Source organism: Pedobacter sp. GW821-FHT01D05, assembly GCF_059422505.1.
Genome location: NZ_JBWKXA010000007.1, coordinates 213,393 through 236,768 on the forward strand (window position 1 = coordinate 213,393; position 23,376 = coordinate 236,768).

A 23,376-nucleotide genomic window follows, 5' to 3' on the forward strand; every position below is an offset into this window, starting at 1 on the left:
GAGCGTTAGATATAAATCAAGGCCAACAAAGGTCCCTTTTTGATTGGTACAGTCTATTCAAATCAAGAAAAATACCAATCTTTAAGTTTTTGTTTATCAGTGTTTTATTGTGCTGGTTGGTTTTTGGTATTCATGATATATCGTCGATTTACTAAATGTCATTAACGTTTTATATTCAGCTTTTTAATTTTAGAACTCAACGTAGTTGCCGGAATGCCCAATAATTCTGCCGCACCACCACTGCCTGCAACCTTGCCTTTGCAGCGCTCCAAAACCCTGATGATATGGTCTCTTTCATTGTCAATAATCGTTTTAATCCCATTTGGCGAAAGCGGTTCCTCATTTTTAATTCCAAGTTCCAAATGATCGGGATTAAGTTTTCCATTTGATGAAAGCAGTATACTTCTCAGTATCACATGTTCCAATTCCCTGATATTACCTGGCCAATCATATAACATCAGCCTATCCATAAAATCAGTGGGAATTTCGGTAATGTTTTTACCTACTGCTTTTGCATGTTTCTGAACAAAATATTCTGCCAATAGTGGGATGTCGGTCTTTCGTCGGCAAAGCGGAGGAACGTGGATTGGAAAAACATTAAGACGATAGAAAAGATCCAGCCTAAATCTGCCTTTTGCAATCTCTTTCTCTAAATTGAGGTTGGTAGCAGCGATTATTCTTAGATCAACAGCAATGGGCTGTTTGCCACCAATCCGTTCAATTTCTTTCTCCTGCAGGGCCCGAAGTAGTTTTGCCTGCAGATCGAAGGGCATTTCTCCGATTTCATCGAGGAAGATGGTGCCCCCGTTAGCCTCTTCAAATTTTCCGATTCTGGTGTTAACAGCGCCTGTAAACGAGCCTTTTTCATGGCCAAATAGAATGGATTCAATTAAATCTGCAGGCAATGCAGCACAATTTACGGCCACAATTGGCTTTGCGCTTCTATGCGATAATCGGTGGATGCTTTTGGCAACTTCTTCTTTTCCTGTCCCACTCGCTCCGGTTATCAATACAGATGTATCAGTTGGTGCAACAATTTTAATCTTGTCTAAAACACTGAGCAAAGCCGTACTTTTGCCGATAATATTTTCGAAATCTTTTTTCGCTACAGGATAGTTGCCGCTTTCCTGATGTAAAACTGTTTCCGTTCCCGCTTTTTCAAGCTCGATAATATGGACCAATTTTTTCTCTAAAGTGCCTGATAAAAAGTTAAGCAACTCCATGTGTGCGGGTTGGTAAATGTTTTCAGTTCTACTGTAAAACGAAAAGCTGATCTGATCGCCGTTTTCCAGGTAGAATGTTTTTACCAGGTTGGAATAAAGATGATAAGTGGTGGCGATTAAATTTTTCATTGGAGCAGCCTTTTTCACCCCCTCAAAATCATCACCAATGTAAATGGCGTCGGCTGTTGTTTCGGGTACCAGTTGATTGATGGTATCATATTCTGCCCTGCTTAAACCCGCGTATTTTAAGAAGTCATTTGCTGTAAATAAGTCGTACTGGTCAAAGTTTTTTCTGGTGATTCCAATTTCGCTATATCGTTTTCCATCTTTTGCGATACCAGAAAGTGCAATAAAATCAAAAGGAATATATGGCTGGAAGGCAGCTGCAGTGGCTAAAATTTTCTTTTGCCAGGTTAACGATTTCATCGAGATATCTACAATGAAATCCTGCATAAAGCGCTCGCTGCTCATTTTCATGTTATTGCTGTTTTCCTTGCGGTACCTGGCAATATCAATGCTTAATAAAATGTCGCGGTCGCGGTAAGGTTTAACAATAAACCCGTATGGACAAGTTGACTTTGCGGCCTCCAGCACTTTTTCATTCGAATTTGCAGAGATATAAATGAATGGGATCTGGCTTTTCATCAAATCGTAGGCCAGATCAATACCAGTTAGTCTGCCCTTTAAATAGATATCTAAAAGCACCAGGTCTACCTGATGTTTTTCCAGTAGAGCCTGAGCATTTTTAACAGAATCGGCAATGCCGACAACCTGATAGCCGGCACGCTGCAAAATCATCTGCAGATCGTGCGCAACGATAAATTCATCTTCAACGATTAGAATTTTTTCTGTCCTCATCTTCAATTAATCTTTCAGCAGGAATAAATCTTCACTTCTATTTATAAAAATCAAACTTAACGAAACGCCATCTTTGCTTTCCATCGTAAAAATACCATCAATTTGGGCACTTAGTCCCTTCATCAAAATAATACCCAATGTGTTGCTCTGTTCATAATCAAAGTCGGCGGGTAAACCAATGCCATTATCCTTAATAAATAGTTGATAATGATCTGCATGGCATTCTTTTAGGCTAATGATCACTTTTCCGCCATGCCGATTAGGAAAAGCATATTTGAAAATATTGGTAATGGCCTCGTTAATAATTAAGCCAAGTGGAACAGCTTTCGAAATATCCAGTTCGAGATTTAAAATATCCAATTCAAAACTGATCTTTTTATCATCGTTCAGGCTTTCCTTTAAATATTCAACCAATTCTACAATATAAGGCTGAATGTTTATGGTAGCCAGATTTTCTGTTTGATAGAGCTTTTGATGAATCAACGCAATACTTTTCAAACGGTGCTGACTTTCTTTTATGGCCTCAATTGCCGATAAATCTTCCAGGTAATAACTTTGGCTGTTTAGTAAACTCATTGTTAATTGCAGGTTATTTTTAACCCGGTGATGCACTTCCTTAATTAAGCTTTCCTTCTCTTCAATTAAATTATTTTTTTGTTGAATATTGACTTCAAGTTCAGCGTAGGCAAGGTCTATATCTGCTTTTTTCCTGACTAAAATATCATGAAGTTTCTTTTTCAACCGAAACCTGCCATAAATTAAAACAAGCACGATAGTTAAAAATGCCAGTCCGGCTATAGTGGCATTTTTGATCCATTGAATGCGGTTAAGTTCCTGACTTTGCAATTGTGATTTCTTCCTGAGGATTTCATTTTCATTCTCCTTTTGCGAAGCCTGGAATTCAATCTTCAATCGCTCAATGGTGTTTAAATTTTCCTGGCTAAGCATCGAATCTCTAAGCTTATGAAAGGTTTGCAGATGAACAATGGCCTCAGCCGGACGATCTGTAGCTACATCTATTTTGTAAAGAATTTCATTTAACCTGATCTGTCTTGGCAGGGTCATGCTGATCTGGTTTTCTCTCGCCTTTTCAGCGAATTGTAAAGCTAGCCCGTATTTGTTTTGGGCAAAGTAAAATTCGCTTACAGAGAAGAAAACTGAAGTTTGGAAAGTGTTGGAATATGTTTTTAATGTAGCATCTTCCAGCAGTTTATCGAAATACTTTTTAGCCAGATCGTACTTTTTTAACGCTGCATAACACTCGCCAAATGCCAGAAACATAAAATATTGATGCCCGCTTGATGGATTGTTCACTTCGTTCCATGTTTTTTGGAGTATGGATAGTGCTTTTTTGGCTTCACCCAGTTTGATCATTTGGCTCGTAATGGAATAAGCCGTAACAAAGCGGAAAGGATCTTTTTTATCGCCACTATCAAGGGTTTTGTGATACCAGGTTATGCTTTCTTTAGCTTTGCCCATGGCCTCATAGGCAGAACCTACTCTGTTTAAATAGGTGCCGAGTACTTCCTCATGACTGCTTTGAGCTGTTTTTACACTCAGTAAAGCATAATTTAAGGCCTTGCTCAGTTCTCCTTTTCGTTCGTAAACTGCCGAAAGTAAATCGTAAGCCATTGGGAGGTCGGGGAGTTTAAATTTTTTATCCAGCGCTATAACTTCAAAAAGCTCTTTTATCGATAAATCGAATTTTTCTTCCTCTAAATGGAAGTCGGCCATTGTTTTTAGAAGCGTTGCCTCTCTGTATTTTTCCTGGAAGGAGGTGCCGATTTCTTTATACAAGGCATGTGCTGTAGCTGCCCGGTTGTAAAATGTTCTGTTTTTATAATCAGAAACCGTATCGGGAACATGAACAGAATAAGCATACCATGCGCTGGCTTCGAAATGTTTATTGCCAATTCTTTTTGCAACAGCAATTGCCTTTTCATAGGTGAGTGCCTGCTGTACGCTTAAATGTTTTTTGTTGAAAAACCGGGCGTAGGCCATAAGGATCCGGAATTCCGAGTTTGGGGATTTAAGTTGATCATTTAAAATGCGTGCTTTTTGCAGATAAGGCATTGCCTTCGCTAAATTTATGCTTTGGTTTTCTTGTTGATTAATAAAATGACCGGCAATGTTTAGCAGGTATTGTATGCGGTTTGTATCGGGTTTTGAATCAGCCAAAAGTCTCTGTAGCTTTTGAAGAGAATCTGTGGGATTTAAACGATCTACCTGATTTCTGGCTGAAGTATTACTGCTCTTAATGAGTATTAAACTGAAAATTGCAAATAGCATGATGAGCACGATCGTTTTATTGACGTGCTTTACTGACGCAGCTTTTTTAAACAGTTTGTTTAATTCTATCATTAAATGTTACTTATTCAGGATATGTTCCCGTTTAATTTTAAATTTTTTAATTTTTGAGTTAAGGGTGGTTGCAGGGATATTTAATATTTCTGCAGCTCCACCGATGCCGGATATTTTTCCCTTGCAACGTTTTAAAACCGATAGAATATGGTCGCGCTCGTTTTCGTGGATGCTTTTAATTTTTTGCTCATCTGTATTGTTAATTGCCTCATTTCTATCTGTTTTAGGCAGGTGGATTTCTTTTAATATATTGCCGGATGTTAATAATATGCTCCGTTCAATCAAATGCTCCAGTTCCCTTACGTTTCCCGGCCAGGGGTAGAGCATGAGTTTGTTCAGCGCGCTTTTGGAAATGGCGTTTACCTGCCTTCCTGTTTTTTTTGAAATGCGTTCAATGAAGAAGGCTGTTAGATGGGGGATATCATCCAATCTGTCCCTCAACGGTGGGACTGGAATTGGAAATACGTTTAACCTGTAATATAGGTCGCTCCTGAAACTTCCTTTTTCTACCTCTTTTAGCAGATTTCTGTTCGTGGCAGCGATAATTCTCACATTTGTTTTAATTACATCCCTGCCGCCAATCCGTTCAATTTCTTTTTCCTGTAATGCGCGGAGCAGCTTTACCTGAAGTTCTAAGGAAAGTTCGCCAATCTCATCTAAAAAAAGCGTCCCATTGTGTGCCAGTTCAAACTTGCCGATGCGCCTGTCGGTTGCACCTGTAAAGCTGCCTTTTTCATGACCGAAAAGTTCACTTTCAGCCAAGCTAGCAGGGATTGCGGCACAATTAATTTTAACCATCAATTCATTGCTGCGAAGTGAGGAATTGTGTAATGCCCTTGCAATGAGTTCTTTGCCTGTTCCTGTTTCCCCAGAAATAAGTACTGTACTATCGGTAGCAGCAACAGCCTCAACCAGATGGAAAATGTCTTTTAACGACTTGCTCTGTCCGATGATTTCTGTATGATTGTATTTGTGTTGGATCTCTTCCTGAAGGTAACTTTTTTCATCCTCTAATTTTTGTTTGTACGCGTTGATTTCTAAGAGCTGTTGTTCTATTTTTTCGTTTGCGCGGATGTTCGATATCGCTATTGAAATCTGCTGCGAAATGCCCTGCAGCAGGTCAAAATAGATATTCGATAAGGAATTCATGTTCTTGGTGTAGAGGTAAAAGAAACCGATACATGCTGATCGGTCCACCATTTTAAGGCCAATCATTTCTTTAATGCCTTTATTGTGCCAAAATGATAACCAGGCAGGTGCGTCATCCCACTTTAAAACTTCTTCTACGTTAAAAACGATTGGTTTTGCTGAAGAAATCATCGCCCTGCACATGCCGTCATCGAGCGTGTATTTCTTCGATGATTCTGGTGCTATACCGGCTGTTTTAAGAAAATCCTCTTTTTGGTTATAGATGAAAGCACTATGGGTCTCCTGATCGTCATTAATCAAACAGATTACAAAGTCATCAAAATCAAATAATTTTTTAAGCTTTAGGTCTATAACATCGAAGAGATCAAGTTTATTCCTGATGGAAGCAATGGAGTTGCTTAACGATAACAAAACTGCATTTTCTCTTTCTTTTTGTTCGAGTTTTTTAACCAAGCGGGCGTTTTCGATTTCAAGTACTGTTGCTCCATTGATATTTGGGATGGCATGTTCTTGATTTTGAATTTCAGATAAATTGCCCTTGCTTTCCATGTCGCTAAAGTAAGGTTTATAATTTTAATTAATGACTTTCGGTTTGTTAAATCGGTAACGAAATTTCGTTAGTTGTTTATATTTTGTATTGATTTTTAGTAAGTTATGTTGTGTTTTAGTGTTAATATTTATTTGTTTTTTTTCGTTAGTATTTAGGTGCTAAATTAATTTATCCCGCAGATTTAGGAGATCTCCGCAGAATCATATCTAATATCTGCGCAATAATCCTGCGCATCGTCCTGCTGAACTTGTTTCAGCATCTTTCCTGTCATTAACTGGTACTGATTCCTTAAGAAGCATTTCCTTTATTCGCGCTGTGGTTAAAAAACAGGTTTCGATTAAAGCACCCTTTTGTGGTAAAACAAAACATAAAATTCGTAAATCAACGATATATAGTTAATCATAGTTTGTGTGTTTTTATGTAATATTCTGATTTATAGCTATTTGCTTGATGGTATGTTTCTTGGAACAGTGAGGGAAACAAAAATATTTAATTATGAAACCATCACCAGACTTATTATCTCCGGAAAATCATGCATTAGTATTAATCGATTTCGAGGGACAGATGGCTTTTGCAACAAAAAGCATCTCTATTACCGAACTCCGTACAAATGTGGCCATTGTTTGTGGTGCATCTAAAATCTTTAACGTACCCACTATTGTAACCACAGTTGCCGAAGAGTCGTTTGCCGGCCCTGTTTTTCCAGAAATTGAAGAATTTTATCCCCAGGCTACTTCAAATTATATCGATAGGACTTCGATGAATACATGGGAAGATGAACCGGCTTACAGAGCAATCACTGCAACAGGAAAAAAGAAACTTGTATTGGCTGGTCTTTGGACGGGTGTTTGTATCGTTGGTCCGGCTTTATCAGCCTTGTCAGAAGGTTTTGATGTTTTCGTGATCACTGATGCCTGTGGTGATGTAAGCAATGAAGCACACGAACGGGCCATTCAACGGATGGTGCATGCAGGTGTAAAACCGGTAACTGCTGTGCAGTACATCCTTGAACTTCAAAGAGATTGGGCCAGAACCGGAACCTATGAGCCTGTAACCACACTAATGAAAAAATACGGTGCAGGTTATGGCCTTGGTATCCAGTATGCACACAAAATGGTAAAACACTAATCCTCATTTACATAAAATGAGAACTGATTATCCCCATTTGGCATTCGTTGTTGCTATCTGTTTTTGCTTATCAACAACAGTGGCTTTCGCCCAAGGCATTAAGCTAATGCGCTACGATGAGGATTATAGCCATTTGAAAGATTCGGCCAGGAACATCAGCAATACGTTAAAGTTCCTGCCGCTTTCTGCCGATAAAAAAGTTTACCTCAGTTTTGGTGGCGAAATCAGGGAGGAATATGGAGGAAAAATCAATGAAGACTGGATCAAAGATCAGGGTTTCAATTATTCTTTTTTACAGCGCTACTCGCTTTATGCTGATTTAAATGTTGGAGAAAGACTGCGGATTTTTGCCCAGCTAAACAGTGCCCTGGAAAATGGCAGTAAGTACGGTCCCTCTCCGGTTGATGAAGACCGGCTTGTGGTACAAAATCTGTTTGCAGAATATAGGATACTTAAAGATTCACCGAATAAATTAGCGCTTAGGTTGGGCAGGCAGGAAATTAATTATGGCTCCGGGCGGTTAATTTCTGTAAGAGAGGGGACCACCGTACGGCAGTATTTTACCGGGGCAAAACTGATGTATGCAGCACCTCGGTTTTCACTGGACGCATTTGTTTTAGCGGCTGATGAAGTGAATTTCGGGGTATTCGATAATCGTCCTAGCCATCAGGCAAACCTTTGGGGCGCTTATTCGAATCTCAATATCCAACAAGGGGGAAACTTCGATTTTTATTATTTAGGCATCAGGCGTGACAATGCAGAATTTGAGGAAGGCGTTGAAAAAGAAATCAGGCATACTTTGGCTACGCGATATTGGAAAAGTGGTGGCGGTTTTATCTATAATGTAGAAGCTGCCTATCAGTTTGGCAACTTTGGAAGTGGCAATATAGATGCATGGACGATGGCTATTGAATTGGGGTATACTTTTGAAGATACCAGGCTTAAGCCTTCTTTAAACCTGAGGAACGATTATATCTCGGGCGATAGGAAAGCTGGCGATGGAAAACTCCAAACCTTTAACCCCTTATATCCCAAAGGAGGCTATTTTGGATTTAATCCCCTCATCGGACCTTCGAATTTGATTGATCTGCACCCTTACTTAACCCTTAGTCCAACCGATAAATTAAGCTTTCAGGCTGATATTGTTTTCAACTGGAGGTATTCTACAAACGACGGGATTTATCGCCCCAGCGGAAATTTTAATACCGCAGGTTCACTTTCTAACCATCGTTTTATCGGTACCACTTATCTGCTCAGTGCAGATTATAAATTCAATAATAACCTTTCATTCAGTTGTGGGGGGCAATATTTCAGAGTGGGTGATTTTATAAAGGATATCGTACCACTCTGGGAGAATTCAAAGTTTTTTAATGCTCAGGTATCATACAAATTTTAAACAATAAGAAAATGAAAAATAACTTCACTAAAAAATCAATAGCTGCTATCCAAAACTTCAGGGTGGCCATCATCATATTTTCTGTATTTCTTACAGGAACAGCATTTGCACAAAACACCACCGCAATAGGAACGGCTAAAGTTTGGGGTACAGTTGATGGAGTTGCCATCGAAGGTGTTGTTCAGGGACCATCGGCGCAGGTTAGCGATTTACAGATTGCCTGTGTTTTCGAGTATACAGAGGGAGATATTTTTAATTCGCCACCTGCACTTCCGCCAGCATTAAATGGTTTGGTACACTTAGATCAGGATATGAAAGGTTTGATCACCGAAATCCGCAAAAGCGGGAAATTTCTTGGTCACGCTAACGAAACCATTTTAATTTCTCCACCAAAGGGTACCATAGGTGGCAAACGTCTGCTTTTAATCGGTCTTGGCGATCGGAATAAATTTACACCAGAACTAATGACCGGAGTAGGCGGCATCGCCATGAGAGAAGCACTTAAGCTGGGGGTAAACAATTTTTCTTTTGCAAGTGATTTAAAAGATGCAGGAATCGACTCGCCAACGGCATTAGTTGCTGGCAACGTTGTAAAAGGCATTTTCGAGGCTTACAGAACCCAAACCTGGTTAAAAGAAAAGAATATGGCAACCTTTAAACCAGTGGCGAAAGTGATCCTTTTGGCTGGACCGGCATTTTTTACAACAGCTGGAGAAGGCATTCAGGAAGCAATTGCTGCCATTAAAAATTAAGATCTCAAATCTAAAAAAAAGACACCATGACTGCAGATATCATTTTATTCAATGGTAAGGTTCATACCATTGCCAAGCAAAAGGAAGAAATAACAGCCGTTGCCATTAAAGATGGCAAGTTTATCGCCGTTGGTCGTGATAGCGACATTATGAATTTTTCGGGTTCTGCAACAAGGCTGATTGATCTGGGCAAAAAAAGGGTTGTTCCAGGGATTAACGACTCCCATATCCATTTAATCCGTGGTGGGTTAAATTTCAATCTGGAATTACGCTGGGATGGTGTTCCATCGCTTGCCGATGCCTTACGGATGCTTAAAGAGCAGGTAGATATTACCCCATCACCACAATGGGTGCGTGTAGTTGGAGGCTGGTCTGAGTTTCAGTTTGCTGAAAGGAGGATGCCAACGCTGGAAGAAATAAATACCATTGCGCCAGAAACGCCCGTGTTTATTTTGCATCTATACGACCGTGCTTTTATGAACCGTGCTGCGCTTAAAGCCGTTGGGTACACCAAAGATACGCCTGCGCCTCCGGGCGGAGAAATCCAGAGAGATGCCAATGGTGAGCCTACCGGACTGATTATCGCCAGCCCAAATGCCATGATTTTATATTCTACGCTGGCTAAAGGCCCGAAACTTTCTTACGAACATCAGGTAAATTCTACCCGTCATTTTATGACCGAACTGAACCGTTTCGGGATTACCAGTGTAATTGATGCCGGTGGAGGATTTCAGAATTTCCCTGACGATTATAAAGTCGTAAGCGAATTAAATGAGCAAAAACAACTAACCGTTCGCATTGCCTACAACTTGTTTACCCAACGCCCCAAACAGGAGTTTGAGGATTTTGACAACTGGACCAATACCGTAAAACTTTACCAGGGAGATGATATGTACCGCCACAACGGAGCAGGTGAGATGCTGGTTTTCTCTGCAGCTGATTTTGAAGATTTTCTTCAGCCACGGCCAGATCTCTCTGATAATATGGAACCTGAACTGGAACGTGTGGTGCGTTTGCTGGTCGAAAAAAGATGGCCTTTCAGGCTTCACGCCACTTATAATGAAAGCATCGGACGGTTTTTAAATGTATTTGAAAAGGTTAATAAAGATATTCCTTTTGCTGGCCTGCCCTGGATATTCGACCATGCCGAAACCATCGACGAACGGAATATTGAACGTGTAAAAGCATTGGGCGGTGGCATAGCGATCCAGAGCAGAATGGCTTATCAGGGCGAATATTTTACCGAACGTTATGGTGCAAAAGCTGCACTCCAAACACCACCGGTTAAAAAAATGCTCGAAATGGAAGTACCTGTTGGCGGAGGCTCTGATGCCACACGCGTAAGCAGTTACAACCCATGGGTTTCCATGTTCTGGTTAACTGCCGGTAAAACAGTGGGTGGCTTAAAAATCTACAGTGAGGAAACCGTTTTATCAAGAGAAACCGCTTTAGAACTATATACCAGAGGTAGTGCCTGGTTTTCGAACGAACAGCAAAAGAAGGGCGATATCGAAGTAGGCATGCTGGCAGATTTAGCTGTACTTAACCATGATTATTTCGAAGTTGCCGACGAACAGATCAAAAGTATCGAATCTGATTTAACCATTGTTGACGGCAAAATTGTGTATGCAAAAGGTGATTTCTCTTCGTTTTCGCCACCAAAAATCCCGATTCTACCAGACTGGTCGCCAACCAAAAACTATAATGGATATTATTCTCCATTGACGCATAAAACAGATCAGCAAGGAAAAACAAAAGGGGCAAACGGAGCCGGTTCAGTTTTAGCCATGGTGCATTCCTGCGTGGGTAGCTGTAATGTACATAACCATAATCACGATGCAGTAAGGACCAGCAACCTCCCTGTAAACAATTACACCGCATTTTGGGGCGCTCTGGGCTGCTCATGCTTTGCTTTTTAAACCATGGAAAATATCATTAAATACCTGCTTTACTCTGATTTGGGATCAGACTTTAATAACTGGGCCGTACTTATTTTTAGGCTGCTGCTCATGCTCGAGCTTTTCAGGGTACATGGCATGAAAAAATTCCGTGTACAAAACGGAGAGAAAGAACATGTGCCAAATCCCTTGGGGTTGCCAGATAAACTAAATGCCCTGGTTGCCACTTTTTCTGATACCGTTGTGCCATTTCTGGTTGCAATAGGGTTCGGAACCAGGCTTTTCCTATTGCCATCAATAGGGGTAACAGCAATCGGTTACTTTGTGGTACACCGTAAAGATCCGATAGAGGTGCGTGATGTACCATATATGTACACACTTGCCATGCTTTTTTTATGGCTAATTGGGCCTGGAACCATTTCAATAGATCATTACTTAATCAACACATTTTTTAATTAACAGATAAACATCAAAATCATGGAAGCTAAAATTGGAATCAGCGCAGAAAACCTCGCCGAGGTTGCACATTCATTAAGCAAAATTCTTGCAGATGAATACGTTTTATATACAAAAACAAGAAAAGCGCACTGGAACGTAGAAGGGCCAGATTTTTACAACAAACACAAATTCTTCGAAGAGCAGTATACCCAATTGGAAAGTATTGTTGATGAAGTTGCAGAACGGATCCGCAAACTTGGCCATTATGCCCCGGCGTCGCTTAAACAGTTTCTGGAATTGACCCACTTAAGCGAAGATGACCGTGGCAAGAACGATGCACCAACCTACATCAAAATACTGCTTGCTGATCACGAAAGTATCTTGATCCATTTAAGGGAAAACATTGATAATTATGCAGGGGCGCTTAAAGATGCCGGAACAAGCGATTACATTACAGGTTTAATGGAAACACACGAAACCATGGCCTGGATGTTAAGGGCACACTTATCATAAATCAAAAACAAAATGGAAGAAAAACAGAACAATATCTGGTTTGTAACCCTTGTATTAACCATTATAGCGGGCTATTGCGATAGTATCACTTTTGTTGCTGCCGATAAGATTTTCTCGGCTCACGTTACAGGAAACTTTATTGTATTTGCCTATCAAATAATTAAAGGCACTGATGGTGATGCTTGGATCAAGCTGTTGACTTTCCCAATATTTATGCTCTCTGTTATGGCTGGTGGCTGGATATCGGCGAGATTTTCGAACAGGCATTTTCTGCTTTTATGCGAAGGGATTATCCTTTTGTTGGGCGGGGCAATAGCCTATTCACTCGGCTATATCGATAATGGAGAAATTACATGGCCAATGTACCTGGTTACCATGATCGTGGTTTTTGCCATGGGGCTGCAGAATGCCTTTGGGAAACTTTTTGCCAAAGAAACCTATGGACCAACAACCATGATGACGGGCAATGTAACCCAGTTTGCGCTCGATATTAGGTCGTTTTGTAATTCAGGTTTCAAAAACGCTGACTTTCTTTCAGGGATAAATAAGGGATTAATCACTTTGGGCGGGTTTTTAATCGGTTGTATCCTCGGTGCCTGGATCGGACAACTGTTTGGGCTGGTGGGTATTGTGCTGCCCGGCGTTGCCATGGTAATCTGCTATTACAGCACCAAACCGGTTAAAAATGATGTTAAACTTTAAAGATGCCAACCAAAAATAGAACAGCTAATTTTTGCAGGCCGGAATTCAGATTCTTGTTCATTACTTTCATGCTGATCAGTCCTGCCCTTGCAAAAGGGCAGGGCATCAGGACCCTCAGGGAAGTTGAAACAGCAGAAATTAAACTCCGCAGGCTTGGCCAAACAGAAAGTAAAGTCGATTTATGGATCGAACTAGGTACCTATTACCTCAATTTACCGGGCGAATTAAAAGCCGACCTTGCCCGGGCAATGCGATTCCGAGAACAGGCTTTTGCTTTAGCCGGCAAGATTGAATACGCCAAAGGAATTGCCCGAAGTATGGTACTCAAAGGAAATATCATCCGCGAATTGGGAGATAGGGCTTTAGGGACAAAAATTTATGAACAGGCCATTGCTTACGCTTCAAGGTTAAACCTGAAAGATCAATTGGCAGAAGCATATTCGGCTATGGGTAATCTTTTTGGCAATGAAGGAGCAGATCTCGATAATAAAATTGCTTACAACGAAAAATCACTGGCCCTTTACCGCCAGGTTGGGGATAAATTAGAAGAAGCCAATTCGCTCAAAAACCTGGGCGATTATTACAACATCAAAGGACAGCCTGCCTATGCCATAAAACTAATGGATACTTCGCTTGCCGTTTACAGGACTGTTGGCTTTAAAGAGTTGCAAGGAGTTTACAATAACATGTGTATTACCAATATCAGCCTCGGCAATTTTTCAGAAGCCTTAAAATATGGACTATTGGCCGAGAAAACTGCCGACCAGTTGGCTGATACAAGTTTGCAAAGAAGTTCTATAAACAACCATTTAGGTTTAACCTATTATTACCTGAGGAACGACCAGAAAGCACTTGACTATTGGTTAAGGGCTAAAAACATTGCTGAGCGTTACAAAGATCCGGGTTACATGCAAACCATAATTGCCAATGTCGCTACCATTTATGTCCGGATGAAAAGGTTTGAAGATGGAATAGCTGCATTGAAAGAGCTGATTAAAAAATATCCGCCAACTGATACGCAGATGAAACTGCGCATACCTTATATTTTATTCAACACCTACTACGATATTGGACAATATGGCAAGGCTGAACCTTTTTTCAAAACTTTAATTAAATTCCATCACGACCTGCCCAAAGATGATCCGAACCAGATTTATCTGTATCGCAGTATTATCCGTAAACTGATCCGTGAGAAGCAATTTCAAGCTGCTGACGGTTATTTAAAAGAACATGAAAAGCAAAGTATAGCGCAGAAAAACTTACTGGCGCTTTCGCAGTTGCACAGGCTTTGGTTTGATGTAGATTCTGCACTGAACAAACCCTGGTCGGCTGTTGCACATTATAAAACCTATAAAAGGTTAACGGATTCCATCTGGAACAACGAAAAGAACAAACAGATTTCGGGATTGGAAATCGAATATCAGACCGAGAAAAAAGACAAAGACATTGCATTGCTGCATCAGAAAAATCAGTTGCAGCAGGTTAGGATCGGGAATGAGGAGCGGGTGAGGCATTTTTTTATTGCAGGGCTTATTATCGCGGCGCTGTTTGTAGGTCTCATTTATAACCGTTATCGTTTAAAAAAGCGTAGCAATCTTGTCCTGGAGCAAAAGCAGGAAGAAATCAATACACAGAACGAACTGCTTAGGAAAATACTCGGCGAAAAAGAATGGCTCCTTCGCGAAATCCACCACCGGGTAAAAAACAACCTGCAGATTGTCATCAGCCTGCTTAATACACAATCTGCATATCTGGATAATGAAGATGCATTGGTAGCCATCAGGAATAGCCAGAACAGGATGCATGCCATGTCGCTCATTCATCAAAAGCTGTATCAGTCTGATAATCTGGCTGAAATCGATATGAAGTGGTACATCAAAGAACTGGTAGAATATATGATCGAATGTTTTGGTACTGATAGAAAAATCCAGTTCACTTTAGAAACAGAGGCGATTAAATTGGATGTTGCACAGGCGGTTCCGCTTGGTTTGATCCTGAACGAGGCCATTAGTAACGTGATTAAATATGCCTTTCCAGGTGATAAAAAAGGTAAAGTGCACATTTCTTTCTTGCTCACGGGAGAGGAGTGTTGCGAACTGAAAATTGCAGATACGGGGATTGGTTTGCCAGCAGGTTTCTATCCTGATCATACCGAATCACTTGGAATGAGCTTAATGACCGGCCTTACCGAACAGCTTAACGGAGAAATAAAAATGTGGAATGATGATGGCCTTGTGCTTGATGTCATCTTCAAACGCCACAACGAATTAATTACAGAAAGCTCAGCACCATTAATAAATAAAAATTAAACGATATGAATAATAACATTTTAGGCCTGCACCACATTACCGCGATTGCAGGCAATGCGCAGCAAAACTTCGATTTTTATACCAAAACCCTAGGTTTAAGGTTGGTAAAAAAGACCGTGAACTTTGATGATCCTGGAACTTACCATCTTTACTATGGCGATGAAAGTGGATCTGCAGGAACCATTCTTACCTTTTTTCCCTGGGAGGGAATTGGGCAGGGGACAGAAGGCGTAGGAATGGCAACAGAAATCGGCTATTCCGTACCTGTGGGCAGTCACCAGTTTTGGTTAGAAAGATTCGGCGGTGCAAACGTTAAAACAAAAGAAATTACCGAGCGTTTCGGCGAACAGGTACTTGCTTTTAAAGACCCAGATGGTTTATCGCTGAGTTTGATTGTACCCAAAACTACAGATGCCAGAACCCCCTGGGAAACTGCTGATATCAAAAAGGATACCGCAACCAAAGGTTTCCACAGTACCACCTTAACCCTGCAAAGTATCGATGGAACTGCAAAGGTATTAACCGATTTATTTGGTTACCGTTTACTGGGACAGGAAGAAAACCGATATCGTTTTATTACCGATACGGTAGAAAATGCAGCTATTGTAGACCTGCTGGAAGTGCCAGCTGGCCACAGGGGCAGAAATGCTGCCGGTACCAATCACCATGTGGCATTCCGCGTTAAAAACGAGGATATTCAAATGGAATTAAGGGAGCAGATTTTAAGTAAAAACTTACAGATTACGCCTAAAATTGATCGTGATTATTTCTACTCTTTATATTTCCGCGAACCAGGAGGGGTTCTTTTCGAAATTGCGACCGAAAATCCAGGTTTTACTGTTGATGAACCCTTGAATGAGTTGGGAACACATTTAAAATTACCGCATCAGCACGAGCATTTACGCGAAGAATTAGATAAATTACTTCCAAAATTAATTTAAAAAAGATGGCACAGGTAAAATTAAACATTCAGGAAGGCGAACCAAGTTCGTTCGATATTTATGATGAAGATGGAAAAGTTGGCGAAATGATTTTTGATATCAAAGATTCAGATCTAACCGTTTACCATACCGAAGTAGATCCTGCAAAAGAAGGAAAAGGTTATGCTAAAGTGTTACTCGATGCAATGGTGGCCTATGTCCGCGCAAACAGATTAATGGTTATTCCAATGTGCCCCTATGTTCACATCCAGTTCAAACGGCATGAAGAGCTTTACGGCGATATCTGGAACAAAATAAAAGAAGAATAAAAATGAGAGAAATTATAAAAACTGGAAAAAGCCTTGATCAGGCAGAAAAAGCACTGATCATGATCCACGGCCGTGGAGGCACTGCCCAGGATATATTATCAATGGCTGAATACCTGGAGGTTTCAAAATTTGCACTGATCGCTCCGCAGGCTGAAAATAATACCTGGTATCCGCAATCATTTTTGGCACCACGGACAGCTAATGAGCCTTCGCTTTCCAATGCGCTAAAAACAATAAACGATATTGTAGTTGATCTGGGAAAACAAGGTTTTACAAAAGAGCAGATCTACTTTTTGGGTTTTTCTCAGGGCGCCTGTTTAACCCTCGATTTTGTTGCAAGCAATGCTGCCCGTTATGGTGGTGTGGTGGCTTTCACAGGTGGCCTTATCGGTGAACAGTTGGATCACCGCAATTATCATGGCGACTTCGACGGTACGCCTATTTTTATCGGCAGCAGTGATCCCGATATGCATGTTCCGGTTTCAAGAGTAAAAGAATCAACAGTTTTACTCGAAGGTATGGGCGCAGAGGTTACCGAGATTATTTACCAAAACATGGGGCATACCATCAGTCATTCAGAAATAGCACAGGTAAATAAGCTGATTTTTAACGGTTAACTGAGCAAATGGAAAAGGAAACAGAAAGAATAGAGGCTTTTAGCGATGGTGTTTTCGCCATATCAGTGACACTCCTGGTGCTCGAACTTCATATACCGGAAGTAAAAGATGGCAATACCTACACTCACCTGCTTGAGCAATTAAAGCTCCAGTGGCCGGGCTATATCGCTTTTGTCATTTCCTTTTTTAGCATTTTTATTATCTGGGTTAACCACCATAAAGTTTTTAAACAGATTTACAAACGAAACACGGGACTAATGTTTGCCAATGGGCTCATTCTATTCCTGGTTTCGCTTGTTTCTTTTCCCAGCGCACTACTGGCCAGGTTTTTTCTAACAGATTCGAAGCAGCTTTCGGTTACCATTTACACCGGGCTGTTCGTTTTGATTAATCTGGCTTTCAACCTGCTTTGGCAACAGGCTAGCTCGGATAAAAAACTGTTGCGTCCCGGAATCAGTGATGTTGCCATCAGGCAACTCCGGAATAACTACCTGTATGGATTCCCGACCTACTTAATCGCTTTTGTCCTTTCGTTTTTTTATCCCGATTATGCTTTGCTTATCTGCGTTTTACTTTGGATATTCTGGGCAGCATCATCTAAGAAAATTAACTTTACCGAAACACCAGCTTTGTAATTAAAAGGATTTAAATTCATAAAACATGTCAAAATATAAAATCGCAATACTTGATGATTACCAGGATGTAGCGAAATCATTTGCCGATTGGACGGTACTTGCCGAACATGCCGATATTAAAGTATTTACCGATCATCTTCATGGCGAGGATGAAATTGTGGAACGCTTGAAACACTTTGAAATCATTTGCGTGATGCGCGAACGTACCCCTTTAACTGCAGCTTTACTCATGCAACTGCCTAATCTGAAACTGATCGTTTCTACGGGGGCCAGAAACCGTTCCATTGATGTTGCTGCAGCTGAAAAATTGCAAATTGAAGTGCGCAACACCGGCTATTTAGGTCATGGCGCTTTAGAGCTTACCTGGGCACTCTTAATGGCCATCGCGAAACACATTCCGCAAGAAAATGCCAATCTGCGTGCCGGTGGCTGGCAGCATATGGTAGGGAATGATTTAAAAGGGAAAACCCTTGGCATCTTAGGACTTGGGAATTTGGGGGCACAGGTTGCTGCCGTGGCAAAAGTTTTTGATATGGATATCATTGCCTGGAGTGAAAACTTAACACCCGAAAAAGCATTAGCTGGCGGTGCGAGATATGTAGACAAAAAAACTTTATTCGAGGAGTCTGATTATTTAACCGTTCATATGGTGCTGAGCGATAGGAGTAAAGGTATAGTGGGTGCCGAAGACCTGACACTCATGAAACCTACCGCCTACCTGATCAATACTTCAAGAGGGCCACTTGTTGATGAAGAAGCACTGATCAAAAGCCTGGAAGAAAATAAGATTGCCGGCGCAGCTTTAGACGTTTTTGATAAGGAGCCGCTTGATGAAGATCACCCTTTCAGAAAATTGAACAATGTATTGGCTACGCCACATATCGGCTTCGTTACCCAGGATACCTATAACCTTTTTTTTAATGATATTATTAAGGCCTTAATGGATTGGCTGCCAAAACATCCAAAAAATTAAGTGAACTTTTAATGGATAGATGATATGAGAAGAATACTCCCGTTATTGTGGGAAGGCTTTTAAGCCGATAGCATGCCCCGATTTTCGGAGAAGCAGTCTTTATAGCAGGATAACTAGTGGTAAAGATTGCTTCGTCGTTCATTCTCAGCAATCACGATGCCTCCATATCCATCATCCTGAGGCACCGAGGATCTGCATCTAATAGGTTCACCTTTTCCCTGCTTTCCATTGCCTCAAAAAAAAAATGAATCATAAATTAACGAAATAAGGTAAGCTTAAAATGTATTTATTTTATTTAATTGTTCGATAATCAATTTGTTGATGGTTGGCTTTTGTTTTGAAAGATAAGAGATAGCCCCTAAAGTAGTGGCATGATAAATTATTTTAAAACAAAAACAAATTATGATGAAGTACAATCAACTCATTGCGGTCACTTTACTCGTTTCGGCAATTGGTTTAAGCGCGTGTAAAGAACATCCGAAAGAAAACAAAGAAGAAACACAAAAAACAGCTACCGAAGGAAGAAAAGAATACTATGAGGTTGCGCCAAATGTAAAACTGCACGTAACTGATTTAGGCAATGGTCCGGCAGTGGTGCTGATCCATGGTTATCCATTAAGCGATTCATCCTGGGAGTATCAGTACCATGCTCTGGTTAAGGCCGGTTATCGGGCGATTGGGATTACTTTAAGAGGCTTTGGCCAGTCTGATAAACCATTTGGTAAATATGATTATGATCAGTTTGCGGATGATATCAAAAGTGTTTTAGATCAAATGGATATTAAGGATGCGGTAATCGGCGGACACTCCATGGGTGGTGCAATCGTGTTACATTATGCAGCCAAATACAATGGTGCACACATTAAAAAGCTTGGTTTGTTCTCGGCCGCCGCACCTCGTCACACTAAAACTGCCGATTATCCTTACCCATTATTCACAAAAGAGGATATCAGTAGCTGGGTTGCCGTTAATGATTCAGATCGCCCTGCATTATTGGCTGCGGTTGGAGGTAAATTTGCTTTAAATGCCACTTCACTCTCTCCAGGTATTGGCCAGTGGTTATACTCGATAGAACTTCAATCATCAGCTTATGCAATGGAGCAAGCACTTATTTCTTTAAGAGATGAAGATTTGAGGGCTGATTTAGCAAAAATCAAAATCCCAACTTTAATCATGCATGCAAAAGACGATCACATTGTTGCCTATGCATTAGCGCAACAAATGAATAAAGGAATCGAGGGTTCTAAACTCGTAACCTTTGATAAAAGCGGCCATGCTTCCTTTCTCGAAGAAAAAGATAAGTTCAATGAAGAACTGATCAAATTCATTAAAGAATAATCAATCATTGGTGGATATCGGGCACATTACATGCCGAATATCCACCTTTTAACATTACACACGATGTCAGAAAAACAAAAACTAAGTACCGCCCAGATTCTCATTATGTCGGTAACGGCAGGAATATGTGTGGCCAACGTTTATTACAGTCAGCCTATACTTGGTGCAATTGCCTCGTCTTTAAAAATAGATGAGAAATCGGCAGGACTAATTTCGGTTTTATCTCAGGCAGGATACGGTTTGGGCTTATTTTTTTTAACGCCGCTGGGCGATAAAATGGACCGAAAGAAATTAATTCTTTATTTGCAGCTTGCATTGGTAGCAGCTTTGGTTGCAATGGCTTTATCACCAAATTTGGCTATAATTTATGCCTCGAGCTTAGCTGTTGGTTTATTTGCCGTTTCCGCTCAGGTGATTTTGCCTATGGCAGCAAGTTTGGTTTCCGAAAACAGAGGAAAGATAGTGGGAATCATTTTTACGGGTATTTTGGTTGGCGTTTTAGCGGCTAGGGTATTCAGTGGATTCATGACTGAATGGCTCAGCTGGCGTTACGTTTTTGGTATTTCTGCAATAATGGTGGCACTATCAGCTATATTAATGCAAACAGATTTTCCTTCAGGTAAAGACCGTTTTGCTGGCAGTTATGCCGAGTTGCTTCAATCAACTTTCGGGCAGTTTAAACGTTTTGAAACTTTGAGAAGAACGGCCTTAATAGGTGCGCTAACTTTTGGTACACTAAGTTCATTTTGGATTGCTTTAACTTTTCATCTTAGCGGTGCCCCATTTAATTATCAAACCGATACCATAGGTTTATTTGGATTATTAGCTGTCGCCGGTGCTTTATTGGTTCCTCTCTTTGGGAAACTTTCTGATGCTGGCGGAAAACCAAAGCGTTCGCTCATTATTACGCTGTCTTTGGTTATCGCGAGTATTCTGGTGTTAAAAGTTTTTCCTTTTTCGGTTATTGCGCTTTCAGTTGCTGTAGTATTGTTAGATATAGGTGTGCAGGCCACCCAGGTAACTAATATAGCACTAATTTATAGCCTCGATTCAAAAGCCAATAGCAGGATCAATACGGTTTACATGACCTGCTATTTTATTGGTGGTGCAACCGGTGCCTTTGTTGGCTTAATCTGTTGGAAAATGGGCGGCTGGGAAATGGTAACCTGGCAGATGATTACTTTCGCAGCGCTTGCATTTTTGATGGTCATCATTGGAAAGGATAAGGAAAGATGATGTTTTGGGGCGTGTGATGTCCCATTCAATTACTTCATTATTATTCAATCGCTGGATCATTCGGGTCTTCTACTTTATTTCGTATTCAAAATCGCCTTTTAGCGAAATATCGTGAGCCATTTATCTTAATGGCATTGCCAGTAAAGCAATAACGCCATATTCCTGCCTTTGGCATGTTCTTTGAATTCGCGGGTTTGAACATTAACAAGCTAAGTCCCTATCGAATCAATCCTCAAACGCTCAGCGATGATGAATAATCATCCGGATATTGTTCGTTTTGCGATTGCGTTAAAGTTCATTCATCCAATTCCCGCATAAATATTTTGGGAAAGGTCAATTATAAAAAATGAGAAAGCAGGAATCAGATTATCACTCCGGGGCCAATGTTTATGGCAATGATGTTCAGTCTCATACCAATTCGTATTTCGCAGAGCGGGCAGAAATTGTAAGCGCGCAAGAAAAGAATTTTAGTTTAAAGGAACTATTTCAAGGTGTATTTTCTAAACTAAATCCATTATTTTCTATTGATTGTGCTGCATTGATTCTTTATAACGATGAAATGGACCACATTACAAGAGCATATCTCACAGAGGCTATTTTAGGCAAAATATCCTGTACAGAAATTATTTCCGATCCGATCAGCCTTTCACTGATTACAAAAGAAATTTCGGGATTTGATTTTCCAGTGCTTAAGTCCAGGCAAGACTGGATAGCTGATTTTGGCGAGAACCATTGCCTCGCCAACCACCCTACAGAATATCATTTTCATTGTTATATTCCTTTAGAGAATAATGGTCGCATACTGGGAACTTTCGAACTTCATAATCACAAGCGGGAATTAAGTGCAGAAGGATTGACTTTTTGCTGTAACATTGCCGATTTCATAGCGGGACTGTTAGCTACAATTGAGGGAAAAAATGTAGATGGCCCTGATCTTGCAAGGCCTGCCGAGGCTCAAATTATAAACGGGTCTGAAACATCAGCCTTTGCTAATGAAAAAATTAAGCAGTTAGAAAAGAAAGTTGAAAAACTAAGTGCGCAGCTTGATGAATACCTGATTTTTGAGCCTAAAGAATTACCTGAAATCCTCGCACACCCCGAAATTGTTGGGAGTAGCCCTGAAATGAAAGAGGTTTACAGACTGCTCAACCGGATTTCCTCCACAGAAACTACAGTTTTAATTTTGGGCGAAACCGGGACAGGGAAAGAGCTGATCGCCAAAGCCGTTCACGACGGTTCTTCAAGAAGTAAAAAAACAATGGTTAAGGTCAACTGTGCCGCAATTCCACCTAGTTTAATCGAATCTGAACTTTTTGGTCATGAGAAAGGAAGCTTTACGGGTGCTACAGAAAAACGGATCGGGAAGTTTGAACAAGCGCATGAGGGTACAATCTTCCTGGATGAAATTGGGGAGTTACCGCTCGATTTACAAGTTAAATTGCTTCGTGTTTTACAGGAAAAAGAAATAGAGCGTGTTGGGGGCAAAACAACTATTGTAACTGATGTGCGCATCATCTCGGCCACCAACAGAAATCTTTTAGAAGAAGTTGAGGCGGGGCGGTTTAGGCGTGATTTATATTACAGGTTAAATGTTTTTCCGGTTTCATTGCCACCACTTCGAAATCGAAAACCGGATATACCTGTGTTGGCTACTTTTTTCTTAGCGAAATTCGCCAAAAAGTCGAATCGAAACCTTCATGGATTTTCAAAAAAGGCAATTTCCACGATGATGGCTTACAGCTGGCCTGGGAATGTAAGAGAATTGGAGCACCTTATCGAAAGGCAAGTGGTAATGGCAGAGGGTAATGTGATTAAGGATATCGAAATTCCGGAGAATAATAAACAATCCATATCTTCAGCTGGGGCTGTTAAAACCATATTTGAAAATGAACGCGAGCATATATTCAGGGTATTAGCGTTATGTAACGGGCGGATTTCCGGTCAGCATGGCGCGGCAAAATTATTGGGTGTTCCGGCAACCACATTGAATTCGAAAATCAAAAAGCTTGGCCTGGCCAAAAAACACATTTATTGATAAATCTTCAAGCAAT

General features: G+C 40.7%; 19 protein-coding genes. 16 read left to right on the plus strand and 3 right to left on the minus strand.

Annotated features, from left to right (window positions below):
* Nucleotides 1-161: 161 nt before the first annotated feature.
* From AC07VK_RS22215 to AC07VK_RS22225, 3 genes are read right to left on the minus strand one after another with little or no spacing between them, the layout of a single operon-like run.
* On the minus strand, nucleotides 162-2,081 hold the full coding sequence (locus AC07VK_RS22215) for a sigma 54-interacting transcriptional regulator (RefSeq protein ID WP_492959692.1): 1,920 nt from the start codon (nucleotides 2,079-2,081) through the stop codon (nucleotides 162-164).
* Nucleotides 2,082-2,087: 6 nt separating this feature from the next.
* Entirely contained in the window at nucleotides 2,088-4,442 is a 2,355-nt protein-coding gene (locus tag AC07VK_RS22220) for a tetratricopeptide repeat-containing sensor histidine kinase (RefSeq protein ID WP_492959690.1), read from the minus strand.
* 6 nt (nucleotides 4,443-4,448) lie between these two features.
* Nucleotides 4,449-6,140 carry a sigma-54 interaction domain-containing protein gene (locus tag AC07VK_RS22225; protein WP_492955034.1) on the minus strand — a complete coding sequence of 564 codons (1,692 nt, stop codon included), beginning with the start codon at nucleotides 6,138-6,140 and terminating at the stop codon, nucleotides 4,449-4,451.
* A gap of 496 nt (nucleotides 6,141-6,636) precedes the next feature.
* Between AC07VK_RS22225 and AC07VK_RS22230 the strand changes: the two genes are divergently transcribed.
* The 16 genes from AC07VK_RS22230 (at nucleotide 6,637) to AC07VK_RS22305 (ending at nucleotide 23,360) form a co-directional block, all read left to right on the plus strand.
* Entirely contained in the window at nucleotides 6,637-7,269 is a 633-nt protein-coding gene (locus AC07VK_RS22230; RefSeq protein ID WP_492959688.1) for a hydrolase, read from the plus strand.
* 16 nt (nucleotides 7,270-7,285) lie between these two features.
* Complete coding sequence (locus AC07VK_RS22235; protein WP_492959686.1) at nucleotides 7,286-8,665, plus strand: alginate export family protein; 1,380 nt, start codon at nucleotides 7,286-7,288, stop codon at nucleotides 8,663-8,665.
* Nucleotides 8,666-8,676: 11 nt separating this feature from the next.
* Complete coding sequence (locus AC07VK_RS22240; RefSeq protein ID WP_492959684.1) at nucleotides 8,677-9,417, plus strand: M17 family peptidase N-terminal domain-containing protein; 741 nt, start codon at nucleotides 8,677-8,679, stop codon at nucleotides 9,415-9,417.
* 26 nt (nucleotides 9,418-9,443) lie between these two features.
* On the plus strand, nucleotides 9,444-11,336 hold the full coding sequence (locus tag AC07VK_RS22245; RefSeq protein ID WP_492959682.1) for an amidohydrolase: 1,893 nt from the start codon (nucleotides 9,444-9,446) through the stop codon (nucleotides 11,334-11,336).
* A gap of 3 nt (nucleotides 11,337-11,339) precedes the next feature.
* On the plus strand, nucleotides 11,340-11,774 hold the full coding sequence (locus AC07VK_RS22250) for a DoxX family protein (protein WP_492959680.1): 435 nt from the start codon (nucleotides 11,340-11,342) through the stop codon (nucleotides 11,772-11,774).
* Between the two features lie 18 nt (nucleotides 11,775-11,792).
* Nucleotides 11,793-12,266: a Dps family protein gene (locus AC07VK_RS22255; protein WP_492955040.1), complete on the plus strand. Its 474-nt coding sequence runs from the start codon at nucleotides 11,793-11,795 to the stop codon at nucleotides 12,264-12,266.
* A 12-nt stretch (nucleotides 12,267-12,278) separates the two neighbouring features.
* On the plus strand, nucleotides 12,279-12,968 hold the full coding sequence (locus AC07VK_RS22260; protein WP_492959678.1) for a YoaK family protein: 690 nt from the start codon (nucleotides 12,279-12,281) through the stop codon (nucleotides 12,966-12,968).
* 2 nt (nucleotides 12,969-12,970) lie between these two features.
* A complete protein-coding gene (locus AC07VK_RS22265) occupies nucleotides 12,971-15,277 on the plus strand; it encodes a histidine kinase dimerization/phosphoacceptor domain -containing protein (protein WP_492959676.1) in 2,307 nt (768 codons plus the stop codon).
* A 5-nt stretch (nucleotides 15,278-15,282) separates the two neighbouring features.
* Nucleotides 15,283-16,218 carry a ring-cleaving dioxygenase gene (locus AC07VK_RS22270; RefSeq protein WP_492959674.1) on the plus strand — a complete coding sequence of 312 codons (936 nt, stop codon included), beginning with the start codon at nucleotides 15,283-15,285 and terminating at the stop codon, nucleotides 16,216-16,218.
* Between the two features lie 5 nt (nucleotides 16,219-16,223).
* Nucleotides 16,224-16,526 carry a GNAT family N-acetyltransferase gene (locus AC07VK_RS22275; RefSeq protein WP_492959672.1) on the plus strand — a complete coding sequence of 101 codons (303 nt, stop codon included), beginning with the start codon at nucleotides 16,224-16,226 and terminating at the stop codon, nucleotides 16,524-16,526.
* A gap of 2 nt (nucleotides 16,527-16,528) precedes the next feature.
* Complete coding sequence (locus AC07VK_RS22280) at nucleotides 16,529-17,143, plus strand: alpha/beta hydrolase (RefSeq protein ID WP_492959670.1); 615 nt, start codon at nucleotides 16,529-16,531, stop codon at nucleotides 17,141-17,143.
* An 8-nt stretch (nucleotides 17,144-17,151) separates the two neighbouring features.
* Nucleotides 17,152-17,778 carry a TMEM175 family protein gene (locus tag AC07VK_RS22285; protein WP_492955046.1) on the plus strand — a complete coding sequence of 209 codons (627 nt, stop codon included), beginning with the start codon at nucleotides 17,152-17,154 and terminating at the stop codon, nucleotides 17,776-17,778.
* Nucleotides 17,779-17,803: 25 nt separating this feature from the next.
* Nucleotides 17,804-18,751: a D-2-hydroxyacid dehydrogenase family protein gene (locus AC07VK_RS22290; RefSeq protein ID WP_492955047.1), complete on the plus strand. Its 948-nt coding sequence runs from the start codon at nucleotides 17,804-17,806 to the stop codon at nucleotides 18,749-18,751.
* Between the two features lie 402 nt (nucleotides 18,752-19,153).
* Complete coding sequence (locus tag AC07VK_RS22295) at nucleotides 19,154-20,089, plus strand: alpha/beta fold hydrolase (RefSeq protein ID WP_492959668.1); 936 nt, start codon at nucleotides 19,154-19,156, stop codon at nucleotides 20,087-20,089.
* A 63-nt stretch (nucleotides 20,090-20,152) separates the two neighbouring features.
* Complete coding sequence (locus tag AC07VK_RS22300; protein WP_492959666.1) at nucleotides 20,153-21,325, plus strand: MFS transporter; 1,173 nt, start codon at nucleotides 20,153-20,155, stop codon at nucleotides 21,323-21,325.
* A 346-nt stretch (nucleotides 21,326-21,671) separates the two neighbouring features.
* On the plus strand, nucleotides 21,672-23,360 hold the full coding sequence (locus AC07VK_RS22305; RefSeq protein WP_492959665.1) for a sigma-54 interaction domain-containing protein: 1,689 nt from the start codon (nucleotides 21,672-21,674) through the stop codon (nucleotides 23,358-23,360).
* Nucleotides 23,361-23,376: the final 16 nt, after the last annotated feature.